The organism is Methylobacterium sp. Leaf88, from assembly GCF_001422795.1.
GTDB lineage: Bacteria > Pseudomonadota > Alphaproteobacteria > Rhizobiales > Beijerinckiaceae > Methylobacterium.
Genome location: NZ_LMMK01000012.1, coordinates 704,720 through 731,196, shown reverse-complemented (window position 1 = coordinate 731,196; position 26,477 = coordinate 704,720). Strand labels below are relative to the sequence as shown.

The window sequence follows — 26,477 nt, the reverse complement described above, 5'->3', positions numbered from 1 at the left end:
AGCGGCGTGGATTGTCGTTGATCCTGGCACTTACACGCAGCCCGCCGCCATTGGAAGGGCGCGGGCCGAAGGTGAAGCGCTGAAGCGTCTCAGAAGCCCAGGTAGAGAGCCGAGACGGCGCGGTCGATGGACAGGTAGAACACCCCGAAGGCGACCACGGCGGCGGCGGCGAATTCGAGTGCCGCATTGGAGAGGGTCTGGCTCCGGCGGAGCATCTCGCGGCCGAAATACAGGCCAATCCAGGCCAGCGTCATCACCACCGGTAGCGCGAACAGGAAGGACCAGGTGCTCTCGACGCGGTCGAGGCTCGCGGCCGGGTCGATCAAGGCGCGGATGTTGCGGACCCACGGCGCATAGCAGGCCGAGTAGAGGGCGGTCATCCACGCGAGGCTGACGGCCACGCCGAGATGGAACGTGAAGAGGCGATGCAGGCGCGAGAAGTCGTCGCGCGCGTCGTCGAACGTCATGTGGAAATCCCCGGCAAGCGTCGGAACCGACCCGGCGACGATCTTCGAACGCCGTCCTTAGCGGGCCGTTAACGATGCCGGGATGCCCCGGAATGCCGGATTTTTTGTGACGCGGCGGGAACCTTCTCGCGGTTGGCATCGCCTGCGTGCAGGGCTGGCCTGCCGCCGCCGCGGTGGCCGGAAGGGGCATCGCCTCCGTCCGGCCATACGAATCAGTCGGCGGTGGTGACCAGGGTCTCGGGCTTGCCGGCCTTCATCAGGGCGACGAAGCGCTCGAACAGGTAGTGGCTGTCCCGTGGGCCGGGCGAGGCCTCCGGGTGGTGCTGAACCGAGAAGGCCGGCCGGTCGGTGAGGGTGAGGCCGCAATTGGAGCCGTCGAACAGGGAGACGTGGGTCTCTAGCGCCGTCTCGGGCAGGCTCGCCGGATCGACCGCGAAGCCATGATTCATCGAGACGATCTCAACCTTTCCTGTGGTCTTGTCCTTCACCGGATGGTTCGCCCCGTGGTGGCCCTGCGCCATCTTCACGGTGCGGCCGCCCAGCGCCAGGCCCATCAGCTGGTGCCCGAGGCAGATGCCGAAGGTCGGCACCTTCTCGGCGAGCAATGCCCGGATCACCGGGACCGCGTATTCGCCGGTGGCGGCTGGATCGCCCGGGCCGTTCGAGAGAAACACGCCATCGGGCTCCATCGCCATGATCTCGTCGGCGGTGGTGGTGGCGGGCACCACGGTGACGTCGCAGCCGGCCTCGGCCAGAAGCCGCAGGATATTGCGCTTCACGCCGTAGTCGATCGCCACGACCTTGAGGCCGGTGCCGGGCTTGCGGTCGCCGTAGCCGGCCTTCACGTCCCAGATGGTCTGCGACCATTCCGAGCGCTCACGGCTCGTCACCGGCGGCACGAGGTCGAGACCTTCCATCGGCGCGAGAGCCGCGGCGCGGGCCTTCAGGGCCTCGCGGTCGAACCGGCCCTCCGGATCGTTGGCGATGACGGCGTTCGGCATGCCGTTGTCGCGGATCAGGGCGGTGAGCGCCCGGGTGTCGACGCCGGTGATGCCGACGATGCCGCGGGCCTTGAGCCAAGCGTCGAGGTGGCTCGACGAGCGCCAGTTCGATGGCTTGGTCACGGCGGACGCGATCACGGTGCCGCGCACGCCGGAGGCCGGCGCCGCATCGAGGCTCTCAAGGTCCTCGTCGTTGGTACCGGTGTTGCCGATATGCGGGAAGGTGAAGGTGACGATCTGGCCGGCATAGGACGGGTCGGTCAGGATCTCTTGGTAACCGGTCATCGCGGTGTTGAAGCAGACCTCACCGTCGGCGGTTCCGGTCTGGCCGATGCCGAAGCCCTCCAGCACGGTCCCGTCCGCCAGGACCAGAAGGGCTGTAGCCAGGGGCTCGGCCCAGGGAGCGGGGGGCGCGGGCACGGCAGGCGTCTGGACGCCATCATCTTGCAGCATCGGCGTGATCTCGCTTATGTCCGGCCGATCCCGGCGCCGTATAGCGGCGCATGCGGGCGGCTTGTCGTGCGGCGCTCATAGCGAGCGTGCCGTGTTAGGGTCAATGTGGCCCTCGCGTCGGTGCGTCTCAAGAACCCTGGTTCGCGCAGCAATTCGCAGACCACGCCGTTGATCCGCTGCCCTGGGTTCATTTTTCAGGAGTCACACGATGCTGCGCGCCCGTCTCACCACCGAGATGAAGGAAGCCATGAAGGCCGGCGACAAGGCGAAGCTCGCCACCGTCCGGATGATCCAGGCCGCCTTGAAGGACAAGGACATCGAGGCGCGCGGCCTCGGCAAGGAGCCGGCCTCCGAGGAGGAAATCCTCGCGCTCCTGCAGAAGATGATCAAGCAGCGCAACGAATCGGCCGCTGTCTACGACCAGGGTGGCCGGCCCGAGCTCGCCGAGAACGAGCGCAACGAGGTCGCGATCATCGCCGGCTTCCTGCCGCAGCAGATGGACGAGGCCGAGACCCGGGCGGCCATCGACAAGGCCGTGGCCGAAGTGGGCGCCGCCGGGCCCAAGGACATGGGCAAGGTCATCGCCGCCCTGAAGGGCGCCTATGCCGGCCGCATGGACTTCGCCAAGGCGAGCGGCCTCGTGAAAGAGGCGCTGAACGCAAAGGCCTGAGGGCGTCCCAGCGCCCCGCATCGGCGTTGGGGACTCTTTAAGCCCGGGTCGCTAAGATGGGCGGCCGCAGAGGTCCGGTTCTTGCCGTGCGTTACCCGCCCCACATCCTTGAAGAGATCCGTGCGCGCCTGCCCGCATCCGATATCGTGGGGCGGCGCGTCCGGCTGAAGAAAGCGGGCCGCGAGTGGCGCGGTCTGTCGCCGTTCAATGCCGAGAAGTCGCCCTCGTTCTACGTGAACGACCAGAAGCAGTTTTATCACTGCTTTTCCTCGGGCAAGCACGGAGATGTCTTCACCTTCCTGATGGAGACGGAGGGCTTGAGCTTTCCGGAGGCGGTGGAGCGTTTGGCGGCGGAGGCCGGCGTGACCCTGCCGGCGCCGAGCGCCGATGCCCGCGAGCAGGAGACCAAGCGCGCCGGGGCCTTCGACGTCATGGAGATGGCCGCCGCGTTCTTCGAGGAGCAGCTGCGCGGCCGCGCCGGTGCGGAGGCACGCGCCTATCTCGACCGGCGCCAGCTCGGCCCGGAGACCCGGAGCCGCTTCCGTCTCGGCTACGCGCCCGGTGACCGCTACGCTCTGCGCGACCACCTCGCCGCCAAGGATGTCGACCGCGATCTGATGGTCGAGCTCGGTTTGCTCGTGGCCGGCGAGGACATCCGCGTTCCCTATGACAAATTTCGCGACCGGGTGATGTTTCCGATCGCCGATTCGCGCGGGCGCGTCATCGCCTTCGGCGGCCGGGCGATGCAGAAGGACGCCAAGGCGAAGTACATGAACTCGCCGGAGACGCCGCTCTTCCACAAGGGGCAGCTCCTCTACAATCTGCACCAGGCCCGCAAGCCTGCGCACGATCGCGGCGTCATCATCGCCGTCGAGGGCTACGTCGACGTCATCGCCATGACCCTGGCGGGCCATCCCAACGCGGTGGCGGGCCTTGGCACGGCGCTCACCGAGGAGCAGATCGGCCTTCTCTGGCGCAACGCCGACGAACCGATCCTATGCTTCGACGGCGATGGCGCCGGCCAGCGTGCGGCCTTCAAGGCCCTCGATGTGGCGCTGCCCGGCCTGACGCCGGGCAAGTCCCTGCGCTTCGCCATGCTGCCCGAGGGCCAGGACCCCGACGACCTCCTGCGCGCCGAGGGAAAATCGGCCATCGACCGGGTGCTCGACACGGCCCGGCCCCTCGTCGAAGTGCTGTGGTCGCGCGCCACCGACGGGGCGCCGCTCGATACGCCCGAGCGGCGAGCCGGTCTCGCCAAATCGCTGCGCGAGATGGTCGCCTCCATCCGCGACGAGACCGTGCGGGGATTCTACCGGGACGAGATCGAGGGCCGCCTGCGCGCTCTCTCTCCGCAGGCCGCCTCCGGGCGCCGCGGCCCCTGGGAGCCGCGGGCGGCCTCCGCGCGACCCACCTTCCAGCGCCAGCCCCGTCCGGGCGATCCGCCACCCTCGCCGCGAATCACCACCAAGTTCAATCCGCTCTATGCTGGCGAGACCAGCGCCTCCGGCCCGGTGGCGTTTCGCGACCGCGAGGCGATGATCGTCTCCAGCCTCCTCGTCCACCCCGAACTGCTCGGGATCGAGGCGGAGGATCTCGCCGAGCTCGAACTGGGCGACCCGGATGCGCAGGCGTTGCGCTCCCTCCTGCTCGACAGCCACGCCGACGCGGATCAGCCCGGCGTCGCGGTTCTGGAGAGCCGATTGAAGCGGGCCGGGCTCACGGAAGCCGCCTCCCGGCTCGCCAGTCATGTGCGCCCGGGCGATCGATGGACCCTTGACGCGCATGCCGATCCTGTGCGTCTCGAAGACGCATTGCGTCAGGCCGTGATCTTGCACCGCAAGTCTGGAGCGCTAAATAGCGAACTCCGCTTGGCTGAGCGGGCCCTGGTCGAGGACGAGACGGAGGCGAACTTCGCTTGGCTGTGCGACGTAAAGGCCCGTATGGCCGTCATCGCTGGTGCGGAGGCGGACGAGGTGGTGCCGGATGCAGATGAGGCATCGACACCCTGAGACGCGCACCGCGAACGAATTCAGCCGCCATTGGCGGCTCATGGTTAACAATCGGTCAAGCGTCTCGCTTGCATACCGGGATCTGACTTCGACGCGGCTGTCACTTCGGCGGACCGCACATCACATGTATTTCAGCGTCGACGACGCGGAGTGAGCGACATGCTCCCGCGCGATGCTGACACGACAACCATAGGCGGACCATGGCGACGAAGGCAACGGAACGGGACGAGACGGATGCTGCTCCGGAGCAACAGACCGACGGGCCGCTCCTCGATCTGACGGATGCCTCCGTCAAGCGGATGGTGAAGCTCGCCAAGAAGCGCGGCTACATCACCTACGAGGAGATCAACGAGGTTCTGCCCGACGGTCAGTCCGACCCCGACCAGATCGAGGACGTGCTGTCGCAGCTCTCGGAGATGGGCATCAACGTCGTTGAGGCGGAGGAGACCGAGGAGACGACGGAGGCCAAGGGCAACGGCGAGGCCGACGACGAGGACGGGGCGGAGGGGACCGAGGTCGCCGAGATCGCCCCCACCAAGCCCGTTGCTCTGCGCGCCGAGACGACCAAGGAGCCCACCGACCGCACGGACGATCCCGTGCGCATGTACTTGCGCGAGATGGGCTCCGTGGAGCTCCTGTCCCGCGAGGGCGAGATCGCCATCGCCAAGCGCATCGAGGCCGGTCGCGAGGCGATGATCGCCGGGCTCTGCGAGAGCCCGCTGACCTTCCAGGCCATCATCATCTGGCGCGACGAACTCGTCGACGGCCGGGTGCTCCTGCGCGAGATCATCGACCTCGAAGCGACCTATGCGGGCCCCGACGCCAAGAACGCGATGCAGATCGCCGACGGCACGGAGGAGAGCGAGGACGCCGAGGGCGACGCGCCGACGCCGCCCGAGGGCGACGACGAGGATGACATGGAGAACAACGTCTCCCTGGCGGCCATGGAGACGGAGATCAAGCCGCGCGTCCTCGAGACGTTCGACAACATAGCGAACAATTATCGCAAGCTGCGCAAGCTGCAGATCGAGCACGCCGAGCTCAAGGCCTCGGGCGGCACCCGCACCGATGCGCAGGAGCGCAAGCAGGAGGAGCTCAAGGACGCCGTCGTCACCGACGTGAAGTCGCTCTCCCTCAATGCCAACCGCATCGAGGCCCTGGTCGAGCAGCTCTACGACATCAACAAGCGTCTCATCTCCCATGAGGGCCGCCTGATGCGCTACGCCGAGAGCCACGGCGTCGCCCGCGACGAGTTCCTGCGCCACTACCAGGGCTGGGAGCTCGACCCGAACTGGATGGAGCGCGTCGGCAGCCTCGGCGGCCGTGGCTGGAAGAACCTCGTCGAAAAGGGATCGAGCGAGGTCGCCCGGCTGCGCGAGCAGATCCTGACCCTCGCCTCGGAGACGGGCCTGGAGATCGGCGAGTATCGCAAGATCGTCAACATGGTCCAGAAGGGCGAGCGCGAAGCCCGCCAGGCCAAGAAGGAGATGATCGAGGCCAACCTGCGCCTCGTGATCTCGATCGCCAAGAAGTACACCAACCGCGGCCTACAGTTCCTGGATCTGATCCAGGAGGGCAACATCGGCCTGATGAAGGCGGTGGACAAGTTCGAGTACCGCCGCGGCTACAAGTTCTCGACCTACGCCACCTGGTGGATCCGTCAGGCGATCACCCGCTCGATCGCCGATCAGGCCCGCACGATCCGCATCCCGGTGCACATGATCGAGACGATCAACAAGATCGTCCGGACCTCGCGCCAGATGCTGCACGAGATCGGCCGCGAGCCGACCCCGGAGGAGTTGGCCGAGAAGCTGGCCATGCCGCTGGAGAAGGTGCGCAAGGTTCTCAAGATCGCCAAGGAGCCGATCTCGCTCGAAACCCCGATCGGCGACGAGGAGGACAGCCACCTCGGCGATTTCATCGAGGACAAGAACGTCGTCCTGCCCATCGATGCGGCGATCCAATCCAACCTGCGGGAGACCACGACGCGCGTGCTCGCCTCGCTCACGCCCCGCGAGGAGCGGGTGCTGCGCATGCGTTTCGGCATCGGCATGAACACCGACCACACCCTCGAGGAGGTCGGCCAGCAGTTCTCAGTAACCCGCGAGCGCATCCGTCAGATCGAGGCGAAGGCCCTGCGCAAGCTCAAGCACCCGAGCCGTTCGCGCAAGCTGCGCAGCTTCCTCGACAACTGACATCTTCGTTTGCTCTAGCTCGCCCCGGCCAACGACCCCTGCGAATGAGCCGGCTCCTCTCGGGGTCGGCTCTTTCGTTTCGACTTCCCGGCCATCGATGCGCATGAAGCGCGCCGAGCGGCGTCGGCTCCGGCGTCCGGCCCGGTCTGCACTGTTGAAGCGGTGACGCCGGCACGATACGCACGAAACCAGAGCGGTGGCCGTTGCCGGACGCCATCTTCCAACCCACCTTGGCCATATGCTCGATCAAGGCCCGCCCCAGCCTTCCCCCACCGCCGAAGCCGATGGCTCGGAGGCGGCCGACGTCCCCTTCGGCGCCCTCCAGCAATGCGTGGCCCTGCGCGACTGGCTGCTGAGCGAGGGGGCCCGCATGCCGAAAGCGGAAGACCTGCTCTCCGGCCTCGCCGAACGCCTGATCGCGCTGGATGTGCCGGTGGACCGCGCCACCACGGCCATCGACGCCCTGCATTCCGAGTATTCCGGCGTCGGGCGGTTCTGGACCCGCGAGACGGGCTCCACGGTCCGTCTGTTCCCGCACGGGGAAGCGTCGGACAAGGCCTATCGGGCAAGCCCGTTCTTCCGTGTTCACGAAACCGGCGCGTGGCTGATCCTCGATCTCGCCGAGACCCCGGATGAGGCCTTCGCGGTCATTCCGGACCTGAAGGCCGAGGGCTACCGGCACTACATCGTCGCGCCGCTGTTCTTCACCAACGGCACGCGCAACGGCATCTCCTTCGCCACCCGATCCGAAGCGGGGTTCCGCGATGAGGACGTGGCGATTCTCCGCTTCGTCATGCCGACACTGGCGGCGGTCATGGAGATGCGCAGCGTCAACAAGCAGCTGGATCACGTCCTGCGGATCTATGTCGGCGACGAGCCGCACAAGGCGATCCTCGGCGGCTCCATCCGTCGCGGTCACGTCCAGCGCATCCGCTCGGCGATCCTGTTTGCCGACATGCGCGATTACACGCGCATCTCCGCCGACATGACGCCGGAAGAGGCGGTCGACCTCCTGAACATCTTCTTCGACTGCCTGGTGCCGGCCATCGAGCGCGAGGGCGGCGAGGTCCTGAAATATCTCGGCGACGGCCTGCTGGCGATTTTTCGCGAACCCGGAGACGATTTGGGCGGTGCTGCCAAGGGGGCGCTCACCGCCTCGCAGAGCGCCATGGCGGCCCTCGCGGAGGCCAATGCGCTCGGCCGCTTCGCCAATCCCGTGGCCGCCGGCATCGCCCTGCATCACGGCGAGGCCGCCTACGGCAATGTCGGCTCCGGCGCCCGACTGGATTTCACCGTGATCGGACGCGACGTGAATCTCGCTAGCCGCGTCGCCCGGCTGAACCGGACGCTGGGCGAACCAATCCTGATGACGAAGCCCTTCGTCGACTTCCTCTGGGACATGCCGGAGCCTCTCGGCGAACATGCGCTCGATGGGTTCGCCGAACCCATGGGTGTCTATCGGCCGGCGCGCCCGCCCGCTGCCTGAGACCCGCGCGGGGATTGACCCCGATGCGCGGACGGCCCACATCAGGGGTGTTCCAGGGAGATCCCCGGCAAGGGGCTGAGAAACCGATGGCCGTCCGTTTGCGGATGGCGGCGCGGAAATCCTTCGAACCTGACCCGGTTCATACCGGCGTAGGGATTGGACCGCGGGTTTCTCCTCAAGCCCAACACGCTTCACCACGCGAAGCTGCAGTCCCACCAATCTCGACGCCAGTTGCGGAGATTGTGTTGGACGTGACCCCGAACGCCTTCCTCAACCTGCGACGGACGCATGGCGTTGCACCGCCGGCCGCCGTTGCCCCGGCACGCAGTGACGTGGTCATCGTCGGCGCCGGCCTTATCGGGCTGTCGATCGCTTGGCGCGTGACGCAGGCCGGGCGATCCGTGACCGTGCTGGAGCGCGACATTGTCGGCGCTGGGGCGAGCCTCGCCGCTACCGGCATGCTGGCCCCCGCTGCCGAGCACGAGCCCGGCTCCGACCCGCTGCTGCCCCTGGCCCTGGAGAGCCTGTCGCGCTGGCCGGGTTTCCGCGATGCCCTTCAGGCCGCGGCCGGCCTCGACATCGACTACCGAGAGGAGGGCACCCTGGTGCTGGCCATCGGCCGCGACGAGGTCGAGCGCCTGCGCTTCCGGCACGATCTGCAGAAGCGCTCCGGCCTCGACGCTCGCTGGCTGACCGGTCCCGAGGCCCGGGCCCGCGAGCCGCGCCTGCGCCCCGCCGTCACCGCCGGCCTGTACTGCCCGCACGACCATCAGGTCGATCCGAGCCGGGTAATGGCCGCCCTCGTGCGGGCCTGCCTCGCCGCAGGAGTCGCCATCGTGGAGGGCTGCGCGGTCGAGGCGCTGGATTGGAGTGCCGACCGGGTCACTGGCGTCCGTACGGCCCAGGGCATCAGCCGGGCCGACACCGTCGTGCTCGCCTCCGGCGCCTGGAGTGGGGAGACGGGACTCCTGCCCGATCATCTCGCCCTGCCGGTCCGGCCCCTGCGCGGCCAGTCCCTCGCCTTGCGGACCACTGCCCGCACCGGCACCCTCGCCCACATGGTCTGGACCGAGCAGGTTCACATGGCGCCGAAGAGCGACGGCCATCTCATCGTCGGCGCGACGGTGGAGGATTGCGGCTTCGTCCCCGGCGTCACGGCCGGCGGCCTCTACGCCCTGCTGGAGGGCGCCCGCCGCGTCCTGCCCGGCATCGAGGAGATGGCAGTGGAGGCGATCTGGAGCGGCTTCCGGCCGACCTCGGACGACGATGCGCCGATCATCGATGCCCTGGCGCCCGGCCTCGTGGTCGCCACCGGTCATCACCGCAATGGCTACCTGCTGGCCCCCGCCACCGCCGATGCGGTCGCGGCCCTGGTCGCCGAGGGAACGCTGCCGGATTACGCCCGGGATTTTGGTCGAGCCCGCTTCGCGTCGGCACCGCAGAGGGTGTTCGCATGAAGCTCACGGTCAACGGAGAGGCCCGCGAGAGCACGGCTGCCGACCTCGACGCCCTGTTCCGGGAGGAGGCCGAGGAGACCGGCATCGAGAGCCCTCAGGGCATCGCCATCGCGCTCAACGGGTCCGTGGTTCGCCGCCGGGACTGGGCGCTCACCGCCCTCAGCGACGGCGACCGCGTCGAGATCGTCCGCGCGATGCAGGGCGGATGATCGATAGGGGGGAGACATCATGACAGGAAGGTGGGAATGACCGAGATCGCGAACGACACTGACTCGCTGGTGATTGGCGGTGTGAGCCTGGGCTCGCGTCTTTTCATCGGTACCGCCGGCTACCCCACCCAGAGCATTCTGTTCGATGCGGTGGCGGCGTCCGGCGCCGAGGTGGTCACGGCCTCGATCCGGCGGGTTTCGCTCCAGGGGCACGGCTCAGATACGCTGCGCCGGCTCAAGGGGCACCGCTTCCTGCCCAACACCGCCGGCTGCGAGACGGCGCGCGACGCGATCATGACCGCCGAACTCGCCCGCGAGGCCCTCGATACGAACTGGATCAAGGTCGAGGTCATCGGCGATCGCGAAACGCTGTATCCCGACGTGGCCGAGCTGCTGGATGCCTGCCGCCACCTCGTCGATGACGGCTTCACCGTGCTGCCCTATTGCAACGACGATCCGGTGGTCTGCCAGCGTCTCGCCGATCTCGGCTGCGCCGCCGTGATGCCCATGGGCTCGCTGATCGGCTCCGGCATGGGTGTGGCCAACCCGGCCAACCTGGAGCTGATCTGTCGGCGCTCGCCGGTGCCGGTGATCGTCGATGCCGGCATCGGCACCGCCTCCGACGCGGTCATCGCCATGGAGCTCGGCGCCGCCGGCTGCCTCCTCAACACCGCGGTCGCCAAGGCCGACGATCCTGTGCGGATGGCTCGTGCCATGCGCAACGCCGTCCAGGCCGGTCGCGACGCGTATCTTGCCGGCCGCATCCCGAAGCGGGGCCGGGCCGAGCCGTCGAGCCCGCAACTCGGTCTCGTGGGCTCGTGAGCCGGGTTGCGTCCGACGCGCCCGCTACCGGCGCACGGCGATGAGTGGCCTGCCCGCGCGGCTGCTGGTGGTGACGGACAGGTCGGCGACCGACGTACCGGAGGTCGCCACCCGGAACATCCGCGCCACCCTCGAACGCCTCCTGCGGGCCGGCGCCCGCTGGGTCTGGTTTCGGGAGCGCGACCTGGCGCCGGATGCACGGCGCGCGCTCGCCCGGGATATCGCGCGCCTGGTTCAGGCCGAGGGCGGTTCACTGACCATCGGCGCCGATGTGGCGCTCGCCGCCGAACTCGGGGCCGACGGAGTCCATCTGCCCGGTGGAACCACCGCGGCCGAGATCGCCGAAGCCCGCCGGCGCCTATCCGGCGGTCGCATCGGGGTTTCGGCGCACACACTGGAGGAGATCGCGGTGGCCGCGCGGTCCGGCGCCGACTACGCTACCCTCAGCCCGATCTTTCCGACGCAGAGCAAGCCCGGCTACGGTCCCGCCCTCGGAGCGGCGGCCCTGGAAACCGCCGCCGTGTTCGGCATGCCGGTCATCGCCCTCGGGGGAATCACGGTCGACCGCGTGGACGCATGCCGCGCTGCGGGCGCTGCCGGCGTCGCGGTGATGGGCGCACTGATGCACGGCGTGGACCCGGTGGCCGAGGTGCGCGCCTATCTCGCCCGCCTCGGCGCGACATCCGACGAGCGGTGACAGGCAAGGAGGCAGCGCATGTGGGGAAAGAACCGCTTTCTCGAGCGCGTAAGGGTGCAGCATCCGATCATCCAGGCGCCGATGATCGGACCGAAGCCGGCCCTTGCCGCCAGCGTCAGCGCGGCCGGGGGCCTCGGCTCCCTCGCCTGCGCGGCGATGAACCCGGACACGGTACGCAACGAAGCGGCGGCGATTCGGGCGCGGACGGACGCGCCGTTCAACCTGAACTTCTTCTGTCACGTGCCGGACGTGCCGGATGCAGCGCGCGAGTCCGCCTGGCGCAGCCGGCTCGCGCCCTACTATGCGGAACTCGGCCTTGATCCGTCGGCTCTGATCGTCATGGCACAGCGGTCGCCCTTCGACGCTGCGATGCTCGCGGCCGTCGCCGACGTCCGGCCGGCGGTGGTCAGCTTCCATTTCGGCCTGCCGGAAGCGGCGCTCCTCGACCGCGTCCGGGCGCTCGGCTGCATCATTCTCTCGTCCGCAACCACGGTGCGCGAAGCGCGCTGGCTCGCCGAGCGCGGGGTCGATGCGATCATCGCGCAGGGAGCCGAAGCCGGCGGGCATCGCGGCCTGTTCCTCGGCGGCGATCCCGCGACGCAAGTCGGCACGATGGCTCTGGTGCCCCAGGTGGTCGACGCGGTGGACGTGCCCGTCATCGCGGCCGGGGGCATCGCCGATGTCCGCGGGATCGCCGCCGCCTTCATGCTCGGCGCCTCCGCCGTTCAGCTGGGAACGGCCTACCTGCGCTGCACCGAGGCCGGTCTCTCGGGGCCGCACCAGGAAGCCCTGCGCCGCGCCCGCGACGAGGACACCACGATCACCAACGTCCTGACGGGCAAGCCGGCCCGGGGACTCGTGAACCGCGTCATGCGCGAACTCGGGCCCTGGCACGCGGAGGTGCCGGTCTTCCCCACCGCCGCCATCGGGCTCCAGCCCCTGCGGATCGAGGCCGAGCGACGCGGCTCCGGCGACTTCTCGCCCCTCTGGGCCGGGCAGGGGGCGCCCCTTGCCCGCGAGACTGAGGCGGGTCGCCTGACCGTTGAGCTCGCGGAGGGCGCGCTCAGGCTCCTCGGCCGCGCGAGGGCGTGATTACTTCGCCGTGGCCGGGCCGTAGGGCGGCCGGGGGATCGCCCGATGGGCGGCACGCAGCGCCGCCGACCAGCGCTCCCGCAGATCGTGGAAGTAGCTCTCGCCGGCTTCGATCCGGTGGTTTACCTCGAGGTCGAGGGCGTTGCGGCGGGCGACCGCGATGTCGATGGGCAGGCCGACGCCGAGGTTCGAGCGCATCGTCGAATCCATCGAGACGAGGCCGACCTTGAGGGCGTCGTAGAGGTCGGTCTCGTACTTCACCGCCCGGTCCAGGATCGGCTTACCGTACTTGTGTTCCCCGATCTGCAGAAAAGGCGCGTCGCCGCTGCACTCGATGAAGTTGCCGGCCGAGTAGATCAGGTAGAGCTTCATCGGGTCTGAGCCGATCTGTCCGCCGAACAACAGCGAGACCGAGAAGCGCAGGTTGGCCGCCTCGAACCCCGCCTTCTCGATCTCGCGGACCCGCCGAATGGCGCGGCCCACGAGCTGGGCCGCCTGGAACATCGTCGGCGCCTCTACGAGCTTCATCTTCGGCTCGCCGGCATCGCCCTCGACTCCCTCGGCCAGAAGGCTGAGGACCGACTGGGTGATCGAGAGATTCCCGGCGGAGGCCAGCATCATCACGCGCTCGCCCGGCACGTTGAAGTGGTGGAGCTTGCGGTAGGTCGAGATGTCGTCGAGCCCGGCATTGGTCCGGGTGTCGGCGATCATCACCAGCCCCTCCTCGACGAGGACACCGACGCAGTAGGTCATGGAGCGGTCTTTCTCGCGCGTCCGTCCGCGATCAGGACTGGACGGAAGCCTGTGCTTGCTCGACGCGAAGCGTCACGTCGAGTGTTTCTGTCCCGCCGCCCATGCGGCTGCCGCGAATCGGAGCCGCCCCGAGATAGTCGAGGGCGACAGCCACGCGGATATGCGCCTCGGTGGTGGCGATACCATGGGCGGCGTCGAAGCCGATCCAGCCGAGCCCCGGCACCAGCGATTCGGCCCAGGCATGGCCGGAGCCTTGATCCGCATCCCGGTCGGCGTGGTGGTAGTAGCCCGAGACGTAGCGGGTGGGAATCTCGAGGTGGCGGGCCGCCGCGATGAAGAGATGGGTGATGTCCTGGCAGACGCCCTTCTCCTGCACGAAGGCCTGCGCGGCGTTCGTGCTGGCGCTGGCCGGGCCGGGGACGAAGGTGACCCGCTGGTGCACGGCGGCGAGCAGCCGGTGCAGACACGGTAGGGGGGCCGGGTCGCCGGCCGCCGCGATCTCCTGGGCGAAGGCCTGAATGGCGTCGTTGGCCAGGGCGAGATCTGAATCCCGCAGGTAGAACACGTCCGGCAGGCGCTCGATGGTGCCGCGCACGATGCCGTGCATCTCCAGGGTGTCGACCTCTCCGGTGACCCGGATCGACAGGGCCTCGGCCGGCTCGTCCGCCGTGAACCAGTGCACCACGTTGCCGAAGCCATCCTCGCGCTCGCTCACGCGGCCGTCGACGGAGGGCTCGATGCGCCAGCGCCGGACATACTGGCCGTCATGGTCGCGAGGACGCAGACGCAGGACCTGAATCAGCCCGCGGGCGGGCTGCTCATAGGTATAGTTGGTCTCGTGGAAGACGCGGATTCGCATGCGGCGACCTTTGCGCGGCGTCGGGCCGGGGCCGGCCCTATACCAGATATTGCTCGATGACCGCTGCGCCGAGGCGATTGTTCTCGACGATGAACTCCGTCACGAACTCATGCAGGCCGGATGAGAAGATGCGGTTGATGTTCTCGCCTTCCAGGCGTGCCAGGGTATTGCTGGCCAGGCGCTGGCTCGCGCCGCGCCGCCCGTAGGCGTCGGCGATGAGGTCGAGGTGCTCCACCAGCATGCCGTAGCAGTTGGTGAAGGAGCGCGGCATCTGCCGGTTCAGGATGAGAAGATCGGCCACCAGGAGTGGCTTCACGCTCTCGCGGTAGACCCAGTGATAGGCGTTGAAGGCCGAGACCTCGCGCAGGATCGTGGTCCACTGGAAATAATCGAGGCTGCCGCCGATCTTCTCCGTGGCGGGGAGCAGGATGCGGTACTTCACGTCCAGGATGCGGGCGGTGTTGTCCGCCCGTTCGATCGCCGTTCCGAGGCGTGTGAACCAGTAGGCGTCGTTGCGCAGCATCGTGCGGTAGGCCGAACCGTCGAAGGCGAGGGAGACGCCCTTCACCCAGTCCAGGAAGCGGGTGAACTCGTCGCGGTTGAGGTCGCGTCCCTCGTAGTTGCGCAGTTCGAGCCAGGCGCCGTTGATGGCGTCCCACATTTCGGTGGTCAGCGCCGTGCGGACGCTGCGGGCATTCTCGCGCGCGGTCTCGATGCAGGAGCGGATCGAGGAAGGATTGTGGGGGCTGAAGGCAAGGAAATCGCAGACGGTCGCTTCCGTGACGCTGGCGTAGAGCGGCTTGAACACGTCCGGATCGCCAGCCGAGGCCAGGGCGGAGGCCCACTCGTTGGTCTCGCCGCCGCCGTAGCTCGACGGCAGGGCGGCCAGGCGCAGGGCGGCATCGAGGATGCGGGCGACGAACTCCGCTCGCTCGGCGTAGCGCGAGAGCCAGTACAGGTTGTCGGCGGTCCGGGACAGCATGGGGTTCCATCGGGACGTCGGCTGGCGTCGGAAACGCAGGCCGCAGGGCGAAAAGGACTATGCCGGAGCCGGCACGGACTTGGAAAGGCACCCGGGACGGAAGGCCCCGCCGGATGCCGCGCGATGGCTCAGGCGTCGAGGACCCAGGTGTCCTTGGTGCCGCCGCCCTGGCTTGAGTTCACGACGAGCGACCCTTCCTTCAGCGCGACCCGGGTGAGGCCCCCGGGGACGATGCGGATTTCGTCCGAGCCGCACAGCACGAAGGGGCGCAGATCCACGTGCCGGGGTGCGACCCCGGATGCGACGAAAGTCGGGCAGGTGGAGAGGGCCAAGGTCGGCTGGGCGATGAAGCCGTCCGGCGCATGCTTCAGCTTGCGTCCGAACTCCTCGATCTCGCGCTTGGTGGCGTGTGGGCCGACCAGCATGCCGTAGCCGCCGGAGCCGTTGACCTCCTTCACCACGAGCTCGCTGAGATTGTCCATCACATAGGCGAAAGCCTCTTTCTCGCGGCAGCGGTAGGTCGGCACGTTGTGCAGGATCGGCTCCTCGCCGGTGAAGAACTTCACGATCTCCGGCATGTAGCTGTAGACCGCCTTGTCGTCGGCGATGCCGGTACCGACGGCGTTGGCCAGGGTCACGGTCCCGCGCTCGTAGGCGTTCATGATGCCGGGGACTCCGAGCACCGAGTCCGGGCGGAAGACTAGCGGATCGAGGAAATCGTCGTCGAGACGGCGGTACAGCACGTCGACCCGGCGGGGCCCCTCGGTCGTCCGCATGTAGACGACGTCGTCCTTGGTGAAGAGGTCGGAGGCCTCGACGAGGTCGACGCCGAGCTTGTCGGCCAGGAACGAGTGTTCGTAGAAGGCCGAGTTGTAACGACCCGGCGTCAGCAGCGCGACGGTGGGGTCGCGGGTCGCCGTGGACGGCGCGAGGCTGCGCAGGGTCGCCAGCAGGGCGTCGGGATAGTTCTCCACCGGTGCGACGCGGTGGCGGGAGAACAGCTCCGGGAACAGCCGCAGCATGACCTCGCGGTTCTCGAGCATGTAGGAGACGCCGGACGGGGTCCGGGCATTGTCCTCCAGCACGAAGAAGTCGTTCTCCCCGGTGCGGACGATGTCGATGCCGGCGATGTGGACGTAGAGGTCGTGCGGCACCCGGAAAGCGCGCATTTCCATGCGGTAATGCGGGTTGCGGTAGACGAGGTCGGCCGGGATCACGCCGGCCTTGATGCATTCCTGCGCCCCGTAGATGTCCTTCAGGAAGGCGTTGATGGCGGTGACGCGCTGCTTGAGGCCTCGCTCCAGGAAACCCCATTCGGGCTTCGTGATGACCCGCGGGATTATGTCGAAGGGTATCAGCCGTTCGGTGGACTCGTTCGCGCCGTAGACCGCGAAAGTGATGCCGATGCGCCGGAACAGCATCTCGGCCTGGCTGCGGCGGGTGTTGAAATGCTCGGGCGGCGTGGTGTCGAGCCAGTGCTTCAGGCTGTCGTAGGCTTCGCGCACGGCGGGGTTGCTCAGCGCCCCATCGGGCAGCCCGGTCATCTCGTCGAATGCAGCGAGCGCCATTCGCGTCTCCCCCTTGAACACCGTTTCTTGTCTAGGCAAGAGGCGCGCCAGCGTATTGGGATCGGAGTCCGCGCCCACCGCCCTTGCGTGTAGGGTAGCACGTTCAGATCAACTTCAAGCCCTTGAAGCTGGCGTGACCCTCCCGACCCAGGATGATGTGATCGTGGATCAGGATGCCGAGGGGGTCCAGCACCCCGATGAGCTCGCGGGTCATCCGGATGTCGGCGGCCGAGGGAGTGGGGTCGCCCGAGGGATGGTTATGAGCCAGGATGATGGCGGTGGCCGAGAGTTCGAGGGCACGGCGCGCCACCTCGCGCGGATAGACTGGCGTGTGGTCGACGGTTCCCCGCCCCTGGACCTCGTCGGCGATCAGGTGGTTGCGTCGGTCGAGGAACAGCACGCGGAACTGCTCGCGCGCCGCGAAAGCCATGGTGGCGCGGCAATATTCCAGCACGGCGCTCCACGACGAGAGCAGAGGGCGGTCGGCGATCGCCCCGCGCGCCAGCCGATGCCCTGCCGCTTCGATGAGCTTCAGGTCGGCGATGACTCCGGGGCCGATGCCTTCAATTTCAGCAAGTCGCGCCGGCTCAGCGCTCACCACCTCGGCAAAGCTGCCGAAGCGTCGGATCAGGGCCTTGGCCAGGGGCTTCACGTCCCGGCGGGGAATGGCCCGGAACAGGGCGAGTTCGAGAAGCTCGTAATCCGGAAGGGCCTCGGCCCCACCCTGGGCGAACCGGGCGCGCAGGCGGTCGCGATGGCCGAGGTAATGCGGCTCGCCGTCCGACGGGTCGGGCGCGGACGGCGGCCGGGTTGTCATGAGCCCGAAATCAACCGGCGGTCGGCGCGGGCTGGTGCAGACCCTTGGGCGAGAGGGTGAAGATTTCCGCCCCCGTCTCCGTCACCGCCACGGTGTGCTCGAACTGCGCCGAGAGCGAGCGGTCGCGGGTGACCGCGGTCCAGCCGTCGGAGAGAACCTTCACCGCTGGCCGGCCGAGATTGATCATGGGCTCGACCGTGAAGAACTGGCCGGGCTGGAACTTCACGTCGTAGCTCGGCTCGACGTAGTGCAGGATGGTTGGGGCATCGTGGTAGGTGCGCCCGAGGCCGTGGCCGCAGAAATCCCGCACGACGGAGCAGCGCTCCGCCTCGGCATAGGACTGGATCGCCCGGCCGATATCCGTGGTGGAGCCCCCCGGCTTGATCGCCGCGATGCCGCGCATCAGGCACTCGTGGGTGATCTCGCACAGGCGCTGGGCCTTGCGCGGCACCTCTCCGACATAGGCCATCCGACTCGAGTCGCCGTGCCATCCGTCGACGATGAGGCAGATGTCGAGGTTGACGATGTCGCCCTTGCGCAGGGGCTTGTCGTTCGGGATGCCGTGGCAGACCACGTGGTTGATCGAGGTGCAGATCGATTTCGGATAGCCGCGGTAGAGCAGCGAGGCCGGATAGGCGCCGTGGTCCATAGCGAAGGTGTAGGCGAGCTTGTCGAGATGGTCCGTCGTGATGCCGGGAGCGGTGGCCTCCATCAGCAGATCCAGGGCTTCCGCGGTCAGACGGCCGGCCTTGCGCATGCCCTCGAAGGCCTCCGGTCCATGAATCGGCGGCTGGGGCGCGCGGCGTCCGCTCTCGGACACGGCCTGTTCGTTCTGGGTCATGGGGACGTTTCGCGGAGGGGAACCGGGGCGGGGCCTGCCCCTATGTACGGTGACGCGCGCGCGAGGCCAACCCTTCGCGCGCTGCGCACTAGGATTGCGCCGAGGGAGAGGCTAGAGACGGGTCCCGGCAGACCCCGACAACACGGATGCCCGCACGAGCACGATCCTTCCTCGAGGACGAGGCTTCGGCGGGCCGGCAGGCAGGACGAGGCGATGGCTGACAAGGCGGTCCCGCATTTCCACAACGAGCCCGGCGTGGCGGTCATTCACGTCGGCTCCAAGGAGTTCATGTGCATCGGGGCCAAGCCCCCCTTCGATCATCCGCACATCTTCCTCGACATGGGCACGGACGACGAGACCATTTGCCAGTACTGCTCGACGCTGTTCCGCTACCGGCCGACCCTGGCCGCTGGCAACGCCGATCCGGCGATCTGCGTCTGGGACGACCGGACCTCGGCCGCCGCCTGATCAGGCGAGGCGGCTCCGTGCCGGCCCTGAACATCGCTATCGTCGGCGCGGGCATCGGCGGCCTGACGGCTGCGCTCACCCTCGATTCCGCCGGCCATGCCGTCACCCTCATCGAGCGCCGCACCGGATTCAGCGAAGTCGGGGCCGGGATCCAGCTCTCGCCGAATGCCAGCCGAGTGTTGATCGGCCTCGGCCTCGGCGCCGCCCTGCGACGCGCGGCGAGCGAGCCGCCGGCAGTGGTGGTGCGGGCCCTGACGAGTGGGACGGTCATAGGCGGCGTCGCTCTAGGAGCCCATCTGCGCGAGCGCTTCGGCGCGCCCTACTACGTCATCCATCGGGCCGACCTGCAGACCCTGCTCCTCGACGCTGTGCGCGGCCGGCCGGGTATCCGCCTCCTGATGGGACGGGACGTGACCGGTCTGGCGGAGCGACCGGACGGTGTCGACCTGACCCTGGAAATCGGCACGGGCACGCGGACCGAGCGGTTTTCCGCCGACCTCGTCATCGGGGCCGACGGTGTACGCTCCCGCCTGCGCGGCCACCTTGACGGCAAGGACCTGAGGTCCGGGCGTGCCGCGGCGTGGCGGGCCATCGTTCCGCGGGAAGCCCTGCCACCCGAACTTTCGGGCGAGGCCACGGGCCTGTGGCTTGGGCCGGCGCGCCACGTGGTGCATTACCCGATCCGGGGAGGCCAGCACGTCAACGTCGTCGCCGTGATTCCGGAGCGGAAGGGCAGCGAGGGCTGGGGCCAACTCGGTGAGCCGGCCGTACTGCGCGCCCGCTTTCGCGACGCGGCGCCGCCCCTCGCGGCCCTCCTGGCCGTACCGGATTCCTGGCTGGTCTGGTCGCTGGAGGATCGGGGTGCCGCCCTTCCGATGGCACGCGGACGGCTGGCCCTGATCGGGGATGCCGCCCATCCGATCCTGCCCTTCCTCGCACAGGGGGCCGCCCTCGCCATCGAGGATGCGGCGATCCTCGCCAGGGAACTGGGCGCGGACGGCGCCGATCTCGGTGCCGCCCTGGCCCGCTACGATGCGGTGCGGCGTGCGCGGGTGCGCCGCGTTCGCCGGGCCGCCCGTGCCAATGGCCGGACCTATCATGCGGGGGCTCTCGTCGGCACGATCCGTAATGTCGTGATGGGCCGCCTCGGGCCGGACGGAATGAACCGTCGCTACGCCTGGCTCTACGGCTGGACGCCTTGATCTGCGGAGGCGGCCCCGCTACCGCTGATGCTGGCATGCGGACGTGGCGAAACCGGTAGACGCACGAGACTTAAAATCTTGCGGCCTTTGGCTGTGCGGGTTCGAGTCCCGCCGTCCGCACCAATCCATTGAAATCGTGAACGGTGCCAGTAAGATGCTGGCAACAAGGTGTTTTTCGGCGCTCCCCGCTACAAAGGGCGCTACAATGGCCGTTCCGATGACCTCGCTCTCTCGTGCCCCCAACGGGGATTGGTTCGCCCGCAAGGGGCATCCCGAAGGACGTTCGCGAATCATACAAGCGGGCGTTCGGTGTCTCCCAGGAGGAGCGTTTCCGTCGCCCTGGGAGCTTGTCCACGGGCTCTGCGAAGGCTGAGCTACGCGAATGGGACGCGACTGTAACTGGCCGTATCGAGGCTCTGAGGGCCGCTGCGAGGGGCGAGGGTAGGGGGCTGACGCACCGCGAGGCTCATGGGCTGGCTGGGCAGTGGTACGGTTGGTTCGTAGCGCGGCATGAGGCTGAAGCCGATGCACCGGACCGGTGGGCGAATGACTACGAGACCCTTCAGGAAGCTCAGCGTCGCCTCGCTGGGCGAGCTGTAGGGGCACCGCACGAAGATGATGAGATAGAGGGTATTCCCGCCGCTCAGCGTCACGTCAGAGCGGCTGTCACCCAGTTGGGTGAGGTGGCCTCGTTCCTGAGCGAGAATGGCATACGCCTAACCGAGGCAGCGTCCGATGGCTTCCTCGATCTGTTGCAGTCTGAGTTAGCCGCTGCTTTGGCTACGCTGGGTCGGCGCGCGGGGGGCGATTACTCCGCCGATAGGCGGCCTGAAAGGTACCCTGATTTCCTCGCTAAGCCGGCATCGAAGGTAGCAGGGCTCACCTGTTGGTCTCTGTTCGAGGCATGGGTCACGGAGCGCAAGCCTGGAGCAGCCACGGTGGACCGCTGGCGTGCCGTGTTCAAAGGGCTCGATGCGTTCTTCGAGGGGCGGGACATCGCAGCCATCACTGGAGACGATGCCATCGGGTGGAAGAACACCCTCGTCACGACAGACCGCTCAGCTCGTGTCGTGAACGACGTTTGGCTCCGCGCAGCGCGAGTGGGCTTTGGCTGGGCGTTGGATAACAAGAAGATCGCTCTCAACCCCTTTGCCGGGGTGAGCGTGGCTGTCGGTAAGGCGCAGCCGAAGGTGCGTGAGAGGGAGTTCTTAGACGACGAATGGCGAACCATCCTCAAGGCCACCCTGACGCCGCTCGAAGGCCGCATGGCATCCCACAACATCGCAGCTCGGAGGTGGGTGCCTTGGATTTGTGCCTATACAGGCTCACGCCCCGGAGAGGTCACGCAGCTTCGAGCTGAGGATTTCACTCAGCATCGAGACGGCTTCTGGCTGATGAAGATCAACCCGGAGGCTGGCACGGTGAAGGGTGGACAGGCTCGAACTGTGCCGCTTCACGAGCACCTCATTGAGCTGGGGCTGATCGAGTTCGTGACAGGCGCAGGGCAGGGGCCACTGTTCTACGATCCTGCTGCGAAGCGAGTGGTGCGGGATGATCCTACGAACCCCGTTCAGGCACCTTGGGTGAAGCAGCGAAACAAGCTGGCTGAATGGGTGAGAGGGCTTGGTGTCACAGATACGAACATCAGCCCAAACCACGCATGGCGACACACCTTCAAGCGCCGAGCCGCACGCGCCAGGATCGAGAAGCGCATCAGGTTTGCCTTCTGCGGACACGCCTCAGACGATGTGGGCGACGACTACGAGACGCCCACTATCGAGGACATGGCAGAGGAGCTGAAGCTGTTCCCTCGGTTTGTCATCGAGACCGCTTAATCGCCTCGAACCACCCGCTCACTGCAACGTTACCTACCGCTTTCCTGGGTCAAACGAGGCAGTTCAATGGCAACCGATGTTCGTTCGGAGCTGCGTCGGCCACTCACGTTCAGCCTTGCGGTTGTGGCTGTCGTGCTTCTGCTGTGGCTGCTGGTCGTGACGGTGGTCCACGGCAGACAGCGGCGAGCCTTGGAGGCGCAGCTTGCGACCCAGATGGAGAGCCAGATCGCCCTGCAACAGGAGTTCGTCAAACAGCGGTCGGCTCTTGGTACGGTGAGCGAGCTGCAGGAGAAGGCCGCTCTGGTGGAAGCTCAGCGGCGGCGTGGAAGCGAGTTGGTCGCAGAAGCTGTTGCGCAGGTAGCAGCCCTGAAGGAGGCTCAAGCTGCGGCCGAGGTGCGTGCGGCCGAGGCAGGGAAGGCCGCTCAGCAGGAAGCTCAGCGCTTTGCAGACCTTCAGGCTCAGGCACAGAAGCTCGAACCTCTGCGGCAAGCAGCCTCCGAAGCCGAACAAGGTGCCGCAACCCGCACACGTGAGCTTACCGACCTGGACCGCATGATTGATGCGGCACGACAGCAGGAGGCGAAGCTGCGAGCCGGCCTCAAGGGCTTGTCGCAGGAGGTTGAAACGAAGGCGACGAACAACGCAAAGCTGGAGCAGTTCCAGCAGCAGACGCGAGAGGCTGTCGCTGTTGCACAGAGGGAACTCTCAGATGCGAAGGCTGGAAGCGAGCAAGCCTCCAAGCAGCGTCAGGAAGCCGAGCAGGCTCTCAGTGAATTGAAGGCCAAGAGTGACCAGCTTGCTGCTTCCATGACGCAAACCAACCAGCAGCTTGAGCAGGCACGTCAGAGCCTCACGGCAACGCAGGGTGACCTGTCCCGCGCCCAAGCCGAGCGAGATAGCCTTCAGGCTCAGCGTACCGAGACGCAGAACGCCATCAAAACCCTGACGAGCGAGCGCGACCAGCTCACCTCCAGTGTCACCGAAGCCAATCAGAAGCTCGAACAGGTGCGCTCCAGCTTGGCATCCACTCAGAAGGAGTTGGATGCGGCACAAGGCAGCCGAGACAAGCTCACCGCCGAGCGTGCGCAGCTTGAGAAGGCGATTGCCGAACAGATCTCTAACCGGGACAAGCTCTCCTCAGCTCTGACCCAGGCCAATCAGCAGCTTCAGCAAGCTCGCGAGGGCCTCGATAAGGCACAGAAGGAAGTCGCGAGTTCGCAGGCTGAGCGTGAACGGTTGACGTCTCAGAGCGGTGAGTTGCAGGCGGCAGTGTCGAAGCTGGATGCAGAGCGTCAGCGCAATGCGGCCGAGCTGGAAACTCTCAAGAAGCAGCAGGCCGAGGCGCAGGCGCAGCTTGGAACTCTGACTGAGAATGTATCGACCCGTAACAAGGAAGTAGCAGAGTTAGAGGGCCGCCTCGGTGCCACGCGCAAGGAGCTTTCCGACACCCAGAGCAAGCTGGCTGAAACTCGTCAGCAGCTCTCGGGTCAGCCTGCTAAGGACGGTACAGCATCTGAAGCCCCCTCAGAGCCGAAGTGAGTTCCGTTGAGGCGGTGGTGTTCGCATGAGCACCACCCCATCGGACTTCATTGTGCTCAGGTAGAAGGTTGGAGCCTACTGCTGGGCCTTGCTATTGGCAGGCGACGAACCCGCTCATGCTCTTGGCGGCGTCAGCAAGGTCGGCTGGATCGAGCTTGGCCCCGGTAGTGACCCCCGGCTGCATCGTGACCTGATTGGCCTCTAGGAAAGTGGCGAGCATGGTCGTCTTGATCGCGAAGTTGATGTTCTGGGCGAAATCGCCTGAGGCCATCGCCATCTTGAGGACGTTCAGCTTCGCAGCCACGACCCCCACAGCGTTACCGTAGTTGTCCAGTAGCGGTCCCCCTGAGTTGCCCTGCTGGACCGGCGCTGAGATTTGGTAGTAGCGGCTGTCATCACCAAGCCCTGACAAAGCAGTGACGTTGCCCAAGGTAAAGTTGCCCGAACTCGCTAGGATGTCTGCGTGGGGGTAGCCAAACACTGCGACGCCCTCGCCCAGACGCGTACCCATACGGAGTGACGCGAACTTGGTCCCAACGGCATCCTCGACAGCCAAGAGAGCAAGGTCATTGCTGGTGTCCGTGGCGACCACACGGGCCTTGTGAACGGGCTTGCCGTCCGTCAGCTTGACCACGACCACCTTGCAGTCCTTCACGACATGGGCGTTCGTGATGAGGTTGCCCTTGGCGTCCACGAAGAAGCCGGTGCCCGTGGAGATGCCCTTCTCCTCAGCCTTCGGTGTCACTGGAGGGACCGGGGCAGGTGGGGACACGGCAGCAGGAGGAGGCAGGGGCGCTGTGACAGGCGGTGTCTCACGGGCGGCAGGCTGCACTGGGACAGGGACCTGAAGGGGCACGGTTGCAACCTGAGCGTTGGCCTGAGGTGGTCCAGGGGGCTCGATCATCGGGCGTCCGTTCATTACGGAACCAAGAGATGCCGACATCAGGATGGCGACACGCTCTCCGCTGACGTTGCCCCGCTCGTTGTTCCAGAACAGCGTGAAGCCGAGGATGCCATCTCCGTCTTGGTGGTAACGCACATACTCGTCTTCGCCACTGGGCGTGGTCGCAGAGATGACGAACCACCCATCCTTGATGACGCTGTAGTGGACCACGAAGCGGTCTCGGCGCATCTTTTCGAGAAGGTCTGAATAGGCGACCTCCGCACCGACGCCCTGGAAGTGGTTATAGGCGACCCGAAGTCGCCCATTCGGATCATGGTAGCTCAAGCCGTTCTTGTTGGTGACAGAGCGCAGCCCCATGCCTTGAGGCATCCAGATTGGTCGTCCTCGCCAGGGATGGGAAGTGAGCTTGAAGCTCCAAGAGTCGAGGTTCGCCCGTCCAGCCTCGTACAGGCGGTCTGTGGTCATCCGATTAGCGGCACCATCAGGACGAAGGTTGTTCTCGTTCTGGAACCTCTTGAGCGCCGTGAAGGTCCGCAAGCCGAACTGTTCGGTGGGAACCGAGTTCTGGTGCCCTGTCGCGATCAGCAGCACCTGCACCATGACACGAGCACGGAAATCCAAGCCCTCGTTGAACACACTCTCCGCGTAGGTGAATTCCGGCGTTCTCGTTTGTGCAACCGCTGGAAAGGCATGGAGCCCTGCGAGCAGAATGAGAGCGGCCGAACGCATTAGTAGATGCCCTAGAGATCGCCAGACAACCAGTTGTAGGGCTTATGCAACTGGATGCAATCAGGCGGGAAGGCTTTGTTCGCTGGACTACACACCTTGGTGCTTTGATGGTTGCCACTGTTTTATGGCTAGCCCCGATGACTGACAGCGCCGAAAACCCATAGGCCGATTTCTTCCGGCTCTTAGCGAACCCTGCCAATCCCTTAGCGCGCCGTTGAGCGAGCTTGCTCATACCCGCCTCAATGGCCTCAAGGTCCATCGTCTCAGGATCGAAGGGGCCACCGTACCACTCCAGCATCGCTTTCTTTTCGCGGTGCCGAGGCTTGGTCATCGCCTCCACGAACTCCTCAAAGCCCCAGGTGCCCCCTACGTCCTCAGGAGGTGCCCGTCTCTCGCCCGCTACGAGGCGCGGATAGGCCACGGCTGGGTCCGCTTCCGTGACCTCTTCGACTGTCACCGTGTGCTGCCAGTTGTCCCCGAAATCGTAGGTGTAAAGGAACTCTGTCGCCCCGCGCTCAAGGATCAGCCCGAGCTTCGTTAACTTCGCGTCGCGGGTCTCGGGCCCATCGAACTCAGGGGCAGGGATGGCGTAGCGCCGCTCACCCACACGGAAGTCGAACAGGTGGTAGTCCTCGAACGGCATCGCCGCCTGGATGACCTCATGGAGGCCCTTGAGGCTGGTCGTGAGCGGCACCTCGACAGTTCGCCAGATGGGCGGCTCGGTGTCATTGAGGGTGATGCGCAGGCGCGCGATGCGGTCCACGTAGCTCATGCCCAGGAGCTAACCAGGGGAGTGCGCAGGGACGCAAGGCCCCTAGAGACATGCCAAAGGCCGGTAACCCTAGCTGGCGAAAACCATCCACGCTGCAACTGCTGCAACGGTTTCTTCTCGCAAGACGTTCATTCTGCCCTTCCCGGGGCTACCCACTGGCGCTGCCGGGGTAGACGTCAAGTTGGCGAGCGAAGTCCCGGCCATGAAGGCGAACCACTCTAAGCCGCCCTCGGGCTGGCTTGCGTTGCGGACCAAGCTCGCTGCGGCTGTGGATGCCTTGCAGCGGCTGCCAGTCCCTCTGTTCCTGGCGCTCAGCCTTGCAGCGACGCTGGCGTGGGTAGTCTTTCTCTGCTGGGCTGCATTCAACATCATGCTGCTGCTGATGGGCTAGATTTTTGCAGTGCAGAGCTAATACCGCAGAGCACAAGTATGCCTATTATTAACTCTTGTCCTCTATGGGTACGTAGGTAGTCTGGCCGGCCCTACCTTCGGTGACGCCATGTTGTACCTCTGTTTCGCCCTTCTTGGAGCTGCTGCCAGCCGGACTTTCACGGTGCGGGGCTTGCTAATCCTCGTGTCGGTCCTGGCTGTTGCCATTGGGCTGGAGGGCGCCCTTAGCCACCGGCCATTGCAGTCCGTTCTTCTGGGCA

The 26,477-nt window shown here is 66.7% G+C and carries 24 protein-coding genes, 1 tRNA gene and 1 riboswitch; of the genes, 15 read left to right on the top strand and 10 right to left on the bottom strand.

Features of this window, described 5'->3' with window-relative positions:
• Positions 1-89: 89 nt before the first annotated feature.
• Positions 90-467: a hypothetical protein gene (locus ASF20_RS09785; RefSeq protein ID WP_056218810.1), complete on the bottom strand. Its 378-nt coding sequence runs from the start codon at positions 465-467 to the stop codon at positions 90-92.
• A gap of 212 nt (positions 468-679) precedes the next feature.
• Positions 680-1,921, bottom strand: coding sequence for a glutamine-hydrolyzing carbamoyl-phosphate synthase small subunit (carA, locus tag ASF20_RS09780; RefSeq protein ID WP_056273425.1), 1,242 nt, complete (start codon positions 1,919-1,921; stop codon positions 680-682).
• 208 nt (positions 1,922-2,129) lie between these two features.
• Between carA and ASF20_RS09775 the strand changes: the two genes are divergently transcribed.
• From ASF20_RS09775 to ASF20_RS09735, 9 genes are all read left to right on the top strand, one after another.
• Positions 2,130-2,591, top strand: coding sequence for a GatB/YqeY domain-containing protein (locus ASF20_RS09775; RefSeq protein ID WP_056218815.1), 462 nt, complete (start codon positions 2,130-2,132; stop codon positions 2,589-2,591).
• 86 nt (positions 2,592-2,677) lie between these two features.
• Positions 2,678-4,600 carry a DNA primase gene (dnaG, locus tag ASF20_RS09770; protein WP_056273423.1) on the top strand — a complete coding sequence of 641 codons (1,923 nt, stop codon included), beginning with the start codon at positions 2,678-2,680 and terminating at the stop codon, positions 4,598-4,600.
• Between the two features lie 200 nt (positions 4,601-4,800).
• Positions 4,801-6,795, top strand: coding sequence for an RNA polymerase sigma factor RpoD (rpoD, locus tag ASF20_RS09765; RefSeq protein ID WP_056218821.1), 1,995 nt, complete (start codon positions 4,801-4,803; stop codon positions 6,793-6,795).
• Positions 6,796-7,033: 238 nt separating this feature from the next.
• Entirely contained in the window at positions 7,034-8,281 is a 1,248-nt protein-coding gene (locus tag ASF20_RS09760) for an adenylate/guanylate cyclase domain-containing protein (protein ID WP_056218825.1), read from the top strand.
• A gap of 45 nt (positions 8,282-8,326) precedes the next feature.
• A riboswitch (TPP riboswitch) is annotated at positions 8,327-8,455 on the top strand.
• 101 nt (positions 8,456-8,556) lie between these two features.
• Positions 8,557-9,738, top strand: coding sequence for a glycine oxidase ThiO (gene thiO / locus ASF20_RS09755; protein WP_244476385.1), 1,182 nt, complete (start codon positions 8,557-8,559; stop codon positions 9,736-9,738).
• The gene (thiS, locus tag ASF20_RS09750; protein WP_056218832.1) at positions 9,735-9,947 is read left to right on the top strand and encodes a sulfur carrier protein ThiS; all 213 of its coding nucleotides are present in this window, start codon (positions 9,735-9,737) and stop codon (positions 9,945-9,947) included. Before thiO ends, thiS begins: the two co-directional genes overlap by 4 nt.
• Positions 9,948-9,983: 36 nt before the next feature.
• A complete protein-coding gene (locus tag ASF20_RS09745) occupies positions 9,984-10,769 on the top strand; it encodes a thiazole synthase (protein WP_056218835.1) in 786 nt (261 codons plus the stop codon).
• 40 nt (positions 10,770-10,809) lie between these two features.
• Positions 10,810-11,466: a thiamine phosphate synthase gene (locus ASF20_RS09740; protein WP_056273417.1), complete on the top strand. Its 657-nt coding sequence runs from the start codon at positions 10,810-10,812 to the stop codon at positions 11,464-11,466.
• 18 nt (positions 11,467-11,484) lie between these two features.
• Positions 11,485-12,558 (top strand): nitronate monooxygenase, encoded by a 1,074-nt coding sequence (locus ASF20_RS09735; RefSeq protein ID WP_056273414.1) that lies wholly within the window; start codon positions 11,485-11,487, stop codon positions 12,556-12,558.
• Here the strand turns inward: ASF20_RS09735 and ASF20_RS09730 are convergent, their stop codons facing one another.
• From ASF20_RS09730 to map, 6 genes are all read right to left on the bottom strand, one after another.
• On the bottom strand, positions 12,559-13,311 hold the full coding sequence (locus tag ASF20_RS09730) for a hypothetical protein (protein WP_056218845.1): 753 nt from the start codon (positions 13,309-13,311) through the stop codon (positions 12,559-12,561).
• A gap of 31 nt (positions 13,312-13,342) precedes the next feature.
• A complete protein-coding gene (locus tag ASF20_RS09725; RefSeq protein ID WP_056273412.1) occupies positions 13,343-14,170 on the bottom strand; it encodes a transglutaminase family protein in 828 nt (275 codons plus the stop codon).
• Positions 14,171-14,207: 37 nt separating this feature from the next.
• Entirely contained in the window at positions 14,208-15,152 is a 945-nt protein-coding gene (locus tag ASF20_RS09720) for an alpha-E domain-containing protein (RefSeq protein WP_056218850.1), read from the bottom strand.
• Between the two features lie 128 nt (positions 15,153-15,280).
• Positions 15,281-16,720, bottom strand: coding sequence for a circularly permuted type 2 ATP-grasp protein (locus tag ASF20_RS09715; protein WP_056218853.1), 1,440 nt, complete (start codon positions 16,718-16,720; stop codon positions 15,281-15,283).
• Between the two features lie 103 nt (positions 16,721-16,823).
• Positions 16,824-17,537 (bottom strand): DNA repair protein RadC, encoded by a 714-nt coding sequence (radC, locus tag ASF20_RS09710; RefSeq protein WP_056218856.1) that lies wholly within the window; start codon positions 17,535-17,537, stop codon positions 16,824-16,826.
• A gap of 10 nt (positions 17,538-17,547) precedes the next feature.
• Entirely contained in the window at positions 17,548-18,378 is an 831-nt protein-coding gene (gene map / locus ASF20_RS09705) for a type I methionyl aminopeptidase (RefSeq protein ID WP_056273408.1), read from the bottom strand.
• Positions 18,379-18,591: 213 nt separating this feature from the next.
• Between map and ASF20_RS09700 the strand changes: the two genes are divergently transcribed.
• The 5 genes from ASF20_RS09700 to ASF20_RS09675 all read left to right on the top strand — a co-directional run bounded on the left by ASF20_RS09700 (position 18,592) and on the right by ASF20_RS09675 (position 23,422).
• On the top strand, positions 18,592-18,846 hold the full coding sequence (locus tag ASF20_RS09700) for a zinc-finger domain-containing protein (RefSeq protein ID WP_055956304.1): 255 nt from the start codon (positions 18,592-18,594) through the stop codon (positions 18,844-18,846).
• Between the two features lie 17 nt (positions 18,847-18,863).
• On the top strand, positions 18,864-20,048 hold the full coding sequence (locus ASF20_RS09695; protein WP_056273405.1) for an FAD-dependent monooxygenase: 1,185 nt from the start codon (positions 18,864-18,866) through the stop codon (positions 20,046-20,048).
• Positions 20,049-20,085: 37 nt separating this feature from the next.
• Positions 20,086-20,171: transfer RNA gene (locus tag ASF20_RS09690), tRNA-Leu, on the top strand.
• Between the two features lie 833 nt (positions 20,172-21,004).
• Positions 21,005-21,883 (top strand): hypothetical protein, encoded by an 879-nt coding sequence (locus tag ASF20_RS09680; protein ID WP_156648006.1) that lies wholly within the window; start codon positions 21,005-21,007, stop codon positions 21,881-21,883.
• Positions 21,884-21,949: 66 nt separating this feature from the next.
• Complete coding sequence (locus tag ASF20_RS09675; RefSeq protein WP_056273397.1) at positions 21,950-23,422, top strand: hypothetical protein; 1,473 nt, start codon at positions 21,950-21,952, stop codon at positions 23,420-23,422.
• A gap of 91 nt (positions 23,423-23,513) precedes the next feature.
• Here the strand turns inward: ASF20_RS09675 and ASF20_RS09670 are convergent, their stop codons facing one another.
• Entirely contained in the window at positions 23,514-24,926 is a 1,413-nt protein-coding gene (locus ASF20_RS09670; protein WP_244476370.1) for a serine protease, read from the bottom strand.
• Positions 24,808-25,827, bottom strand: a complete 1,020-nt coding sequence (locus ASF20_RS24930) for a plasmid pRiA4b ORF-3 family protein (RefSeq protein WP_244476369.1) — start codon at positions 25,825-25,827, stop codon at positions 24,808-24,810. The genes ASF20_RS09670 and ASF20_RS24930 overlap by 119 nt, the downstream gene beginning before the upstream one ends.
• Before the next feature lie 202 nt (positions 25,828-26,029).
• Between ASF20_RS24930 and ASF20_RS09665 the strand changes: the two genes are divergently transcribed.
• Positions 26,030-26,218, top strand: coding sequence for a hypothetical protein (locus tag ASF20_RS09665; protein ID WP_056273390.1), 189 nt, complete (start codon positions 26,030-26,032; stop codon positions 26,216-26,218).
• Positions 26,219-26,477 lie beyond the last annotated feature (259 nt).

Excerpts from the sequence above, each read along its gene's own strand:
- ASF20_RS09785 (WP_056218810.1), bottom strand. The coding sequence starts at position 467 with ATGACGTTCGACGACGCGCGCGACGACTTCTCGCGCCTGCATCGCCTC.
- carA (WP_056273425.1), bottom strand. The coding sequence starts at position 1,921 with ATGCTGCAAGATGATGGCGTCCAGACGCCTGCCGTGCCCGCGCCCCCC.
- ASF20_RS09775 (WP_056218815.1), top strand. The coding sequence starts at position 2,130 with ATGCTGCGCGCCCGTCTCACCACCGAGATGAAGGAAGCCATGAAGGCC.
- rpoD (WP_056218821.1), top strand. The coding sequence starts at position 4,801 with ATGGCGACGAAGGCAACGGAACGGGACGAGACGGATGCTGCTCCGGAG.
- ASF20_RS09760 (WP_056218825.1), top strand. The coding sequence starts at position 7,034 with ATGCTCGATCAAGGCCCGCCCCAGCCTTCCCCCACCGCCGAAGCCGAT.
- thiS (WP_056218832.1), top strand. The coding sequence starts at position 9,735 with ATGAAGCTCACGGTCAACGGAGAGGCCCGCGAGAGCACGGCTGCCGAC.
- ASF20_RS09745 (WP_056218835.1), top strand. The coding sequence starts at position 9,984 with ATGACCGAGATCGCGAACGACACTGACTCGCTGGTGATTGGCGGTGTG.
- ASF20_RS09740 (WP_056273417.1), top strand. The coding sequence starts at position 10,810 with ATGAGTGGCCTGCCCGCGCGGCTGCTGGTGGTGACGGACAGGTCGGCG.
- ASF20_RS09735 (WP_056273414.1), top strand. The coding sequence starts at position 11,485 with ATGTGGGGAAAGAACCGCTTTCTCGAGCGCGTAAGGGTGCAGCATCCG.
- ASF20_RS09730 (WP_056218845.1), bottom strand. The coding sequence starts at position 13,311 with ATGACCTACTGCGTCGGTGTCCTCGTCGAGGAGGGGCTGGTGATGATC.
- ASF20_RS09725 (WP_056273412.1), bottom strand. The coding sequence starts at position 14,170 with ATGCGAATCCGCGTCTTCCACGAGACCAACTATACCTATGAGCAGCCC.
- ASF20_RS09720 (WP_056218850.1), bottom strand. The coding sequence starts at position 15,152 with ATGCTGTCCCGGACCGCCGACAACCTGTACTGGCTCTCGCGCTACGCC.
- ASF20_RS09715 (WP_056218853.1), bottom strand. The coding sequence starts at position 16,720 with ATGGCGCTCGCTGCATTCGACGAGATGACCGGGCTGCCCGATGGGGCG.
- radC (WP_056218856.1), bottom strand. The coding sequence starts at position 17,537 with ATGACAACCCGGCCGCCGTCCGCGCCCGACCCGTCGGACGGCGAGCCG.
- map (WP_056273408.1), bottom strand. The coding sequence starts at position 18,378 with ATGACCCAGAACGAACAGGCCGTGTCCGAGAGCGGACGCCGCGCGCCC.
- ASF20_RS09700 (WP_055956304.1), top strand. The coding sequence starts at position 18,592 with ATGGCTGACAAGGCGGTCCCGCATTTCCACAACGAGCCCGGCGTGGCG.
- ASF20_RS09675 (WP_056273397.1), top strand. The coding sequence starts at position 21,950 with ATGGCAACCGATGTTCGTTCGGAGCTGCGTCGGCCACTCACGTTCAGC.
- ASF20_RS09670 (WP_244476370.1), bottom strand. The coding sequence starts at position 24,926 with ATGGTGCAGGTGCTGCTGATCGCGACAGGGCACCAGAACTCGGTTCCC.
- ASF20_RS24930 (WP_244476369.1), bottom strand. The coding sequence starts at position 25,827 with ATGAGCTACGTGGACCGCATCGCGCGCCTGCGCATCACCCTCAATGAC.
- ASF20_RS09665 (WP_056273390.1), top strand. The coding sequence starts at position 26,030 with ATGAAGGCGAACCACTCTAAGCCGCCCTCGGGCTGGCTTGCGTTGCGG.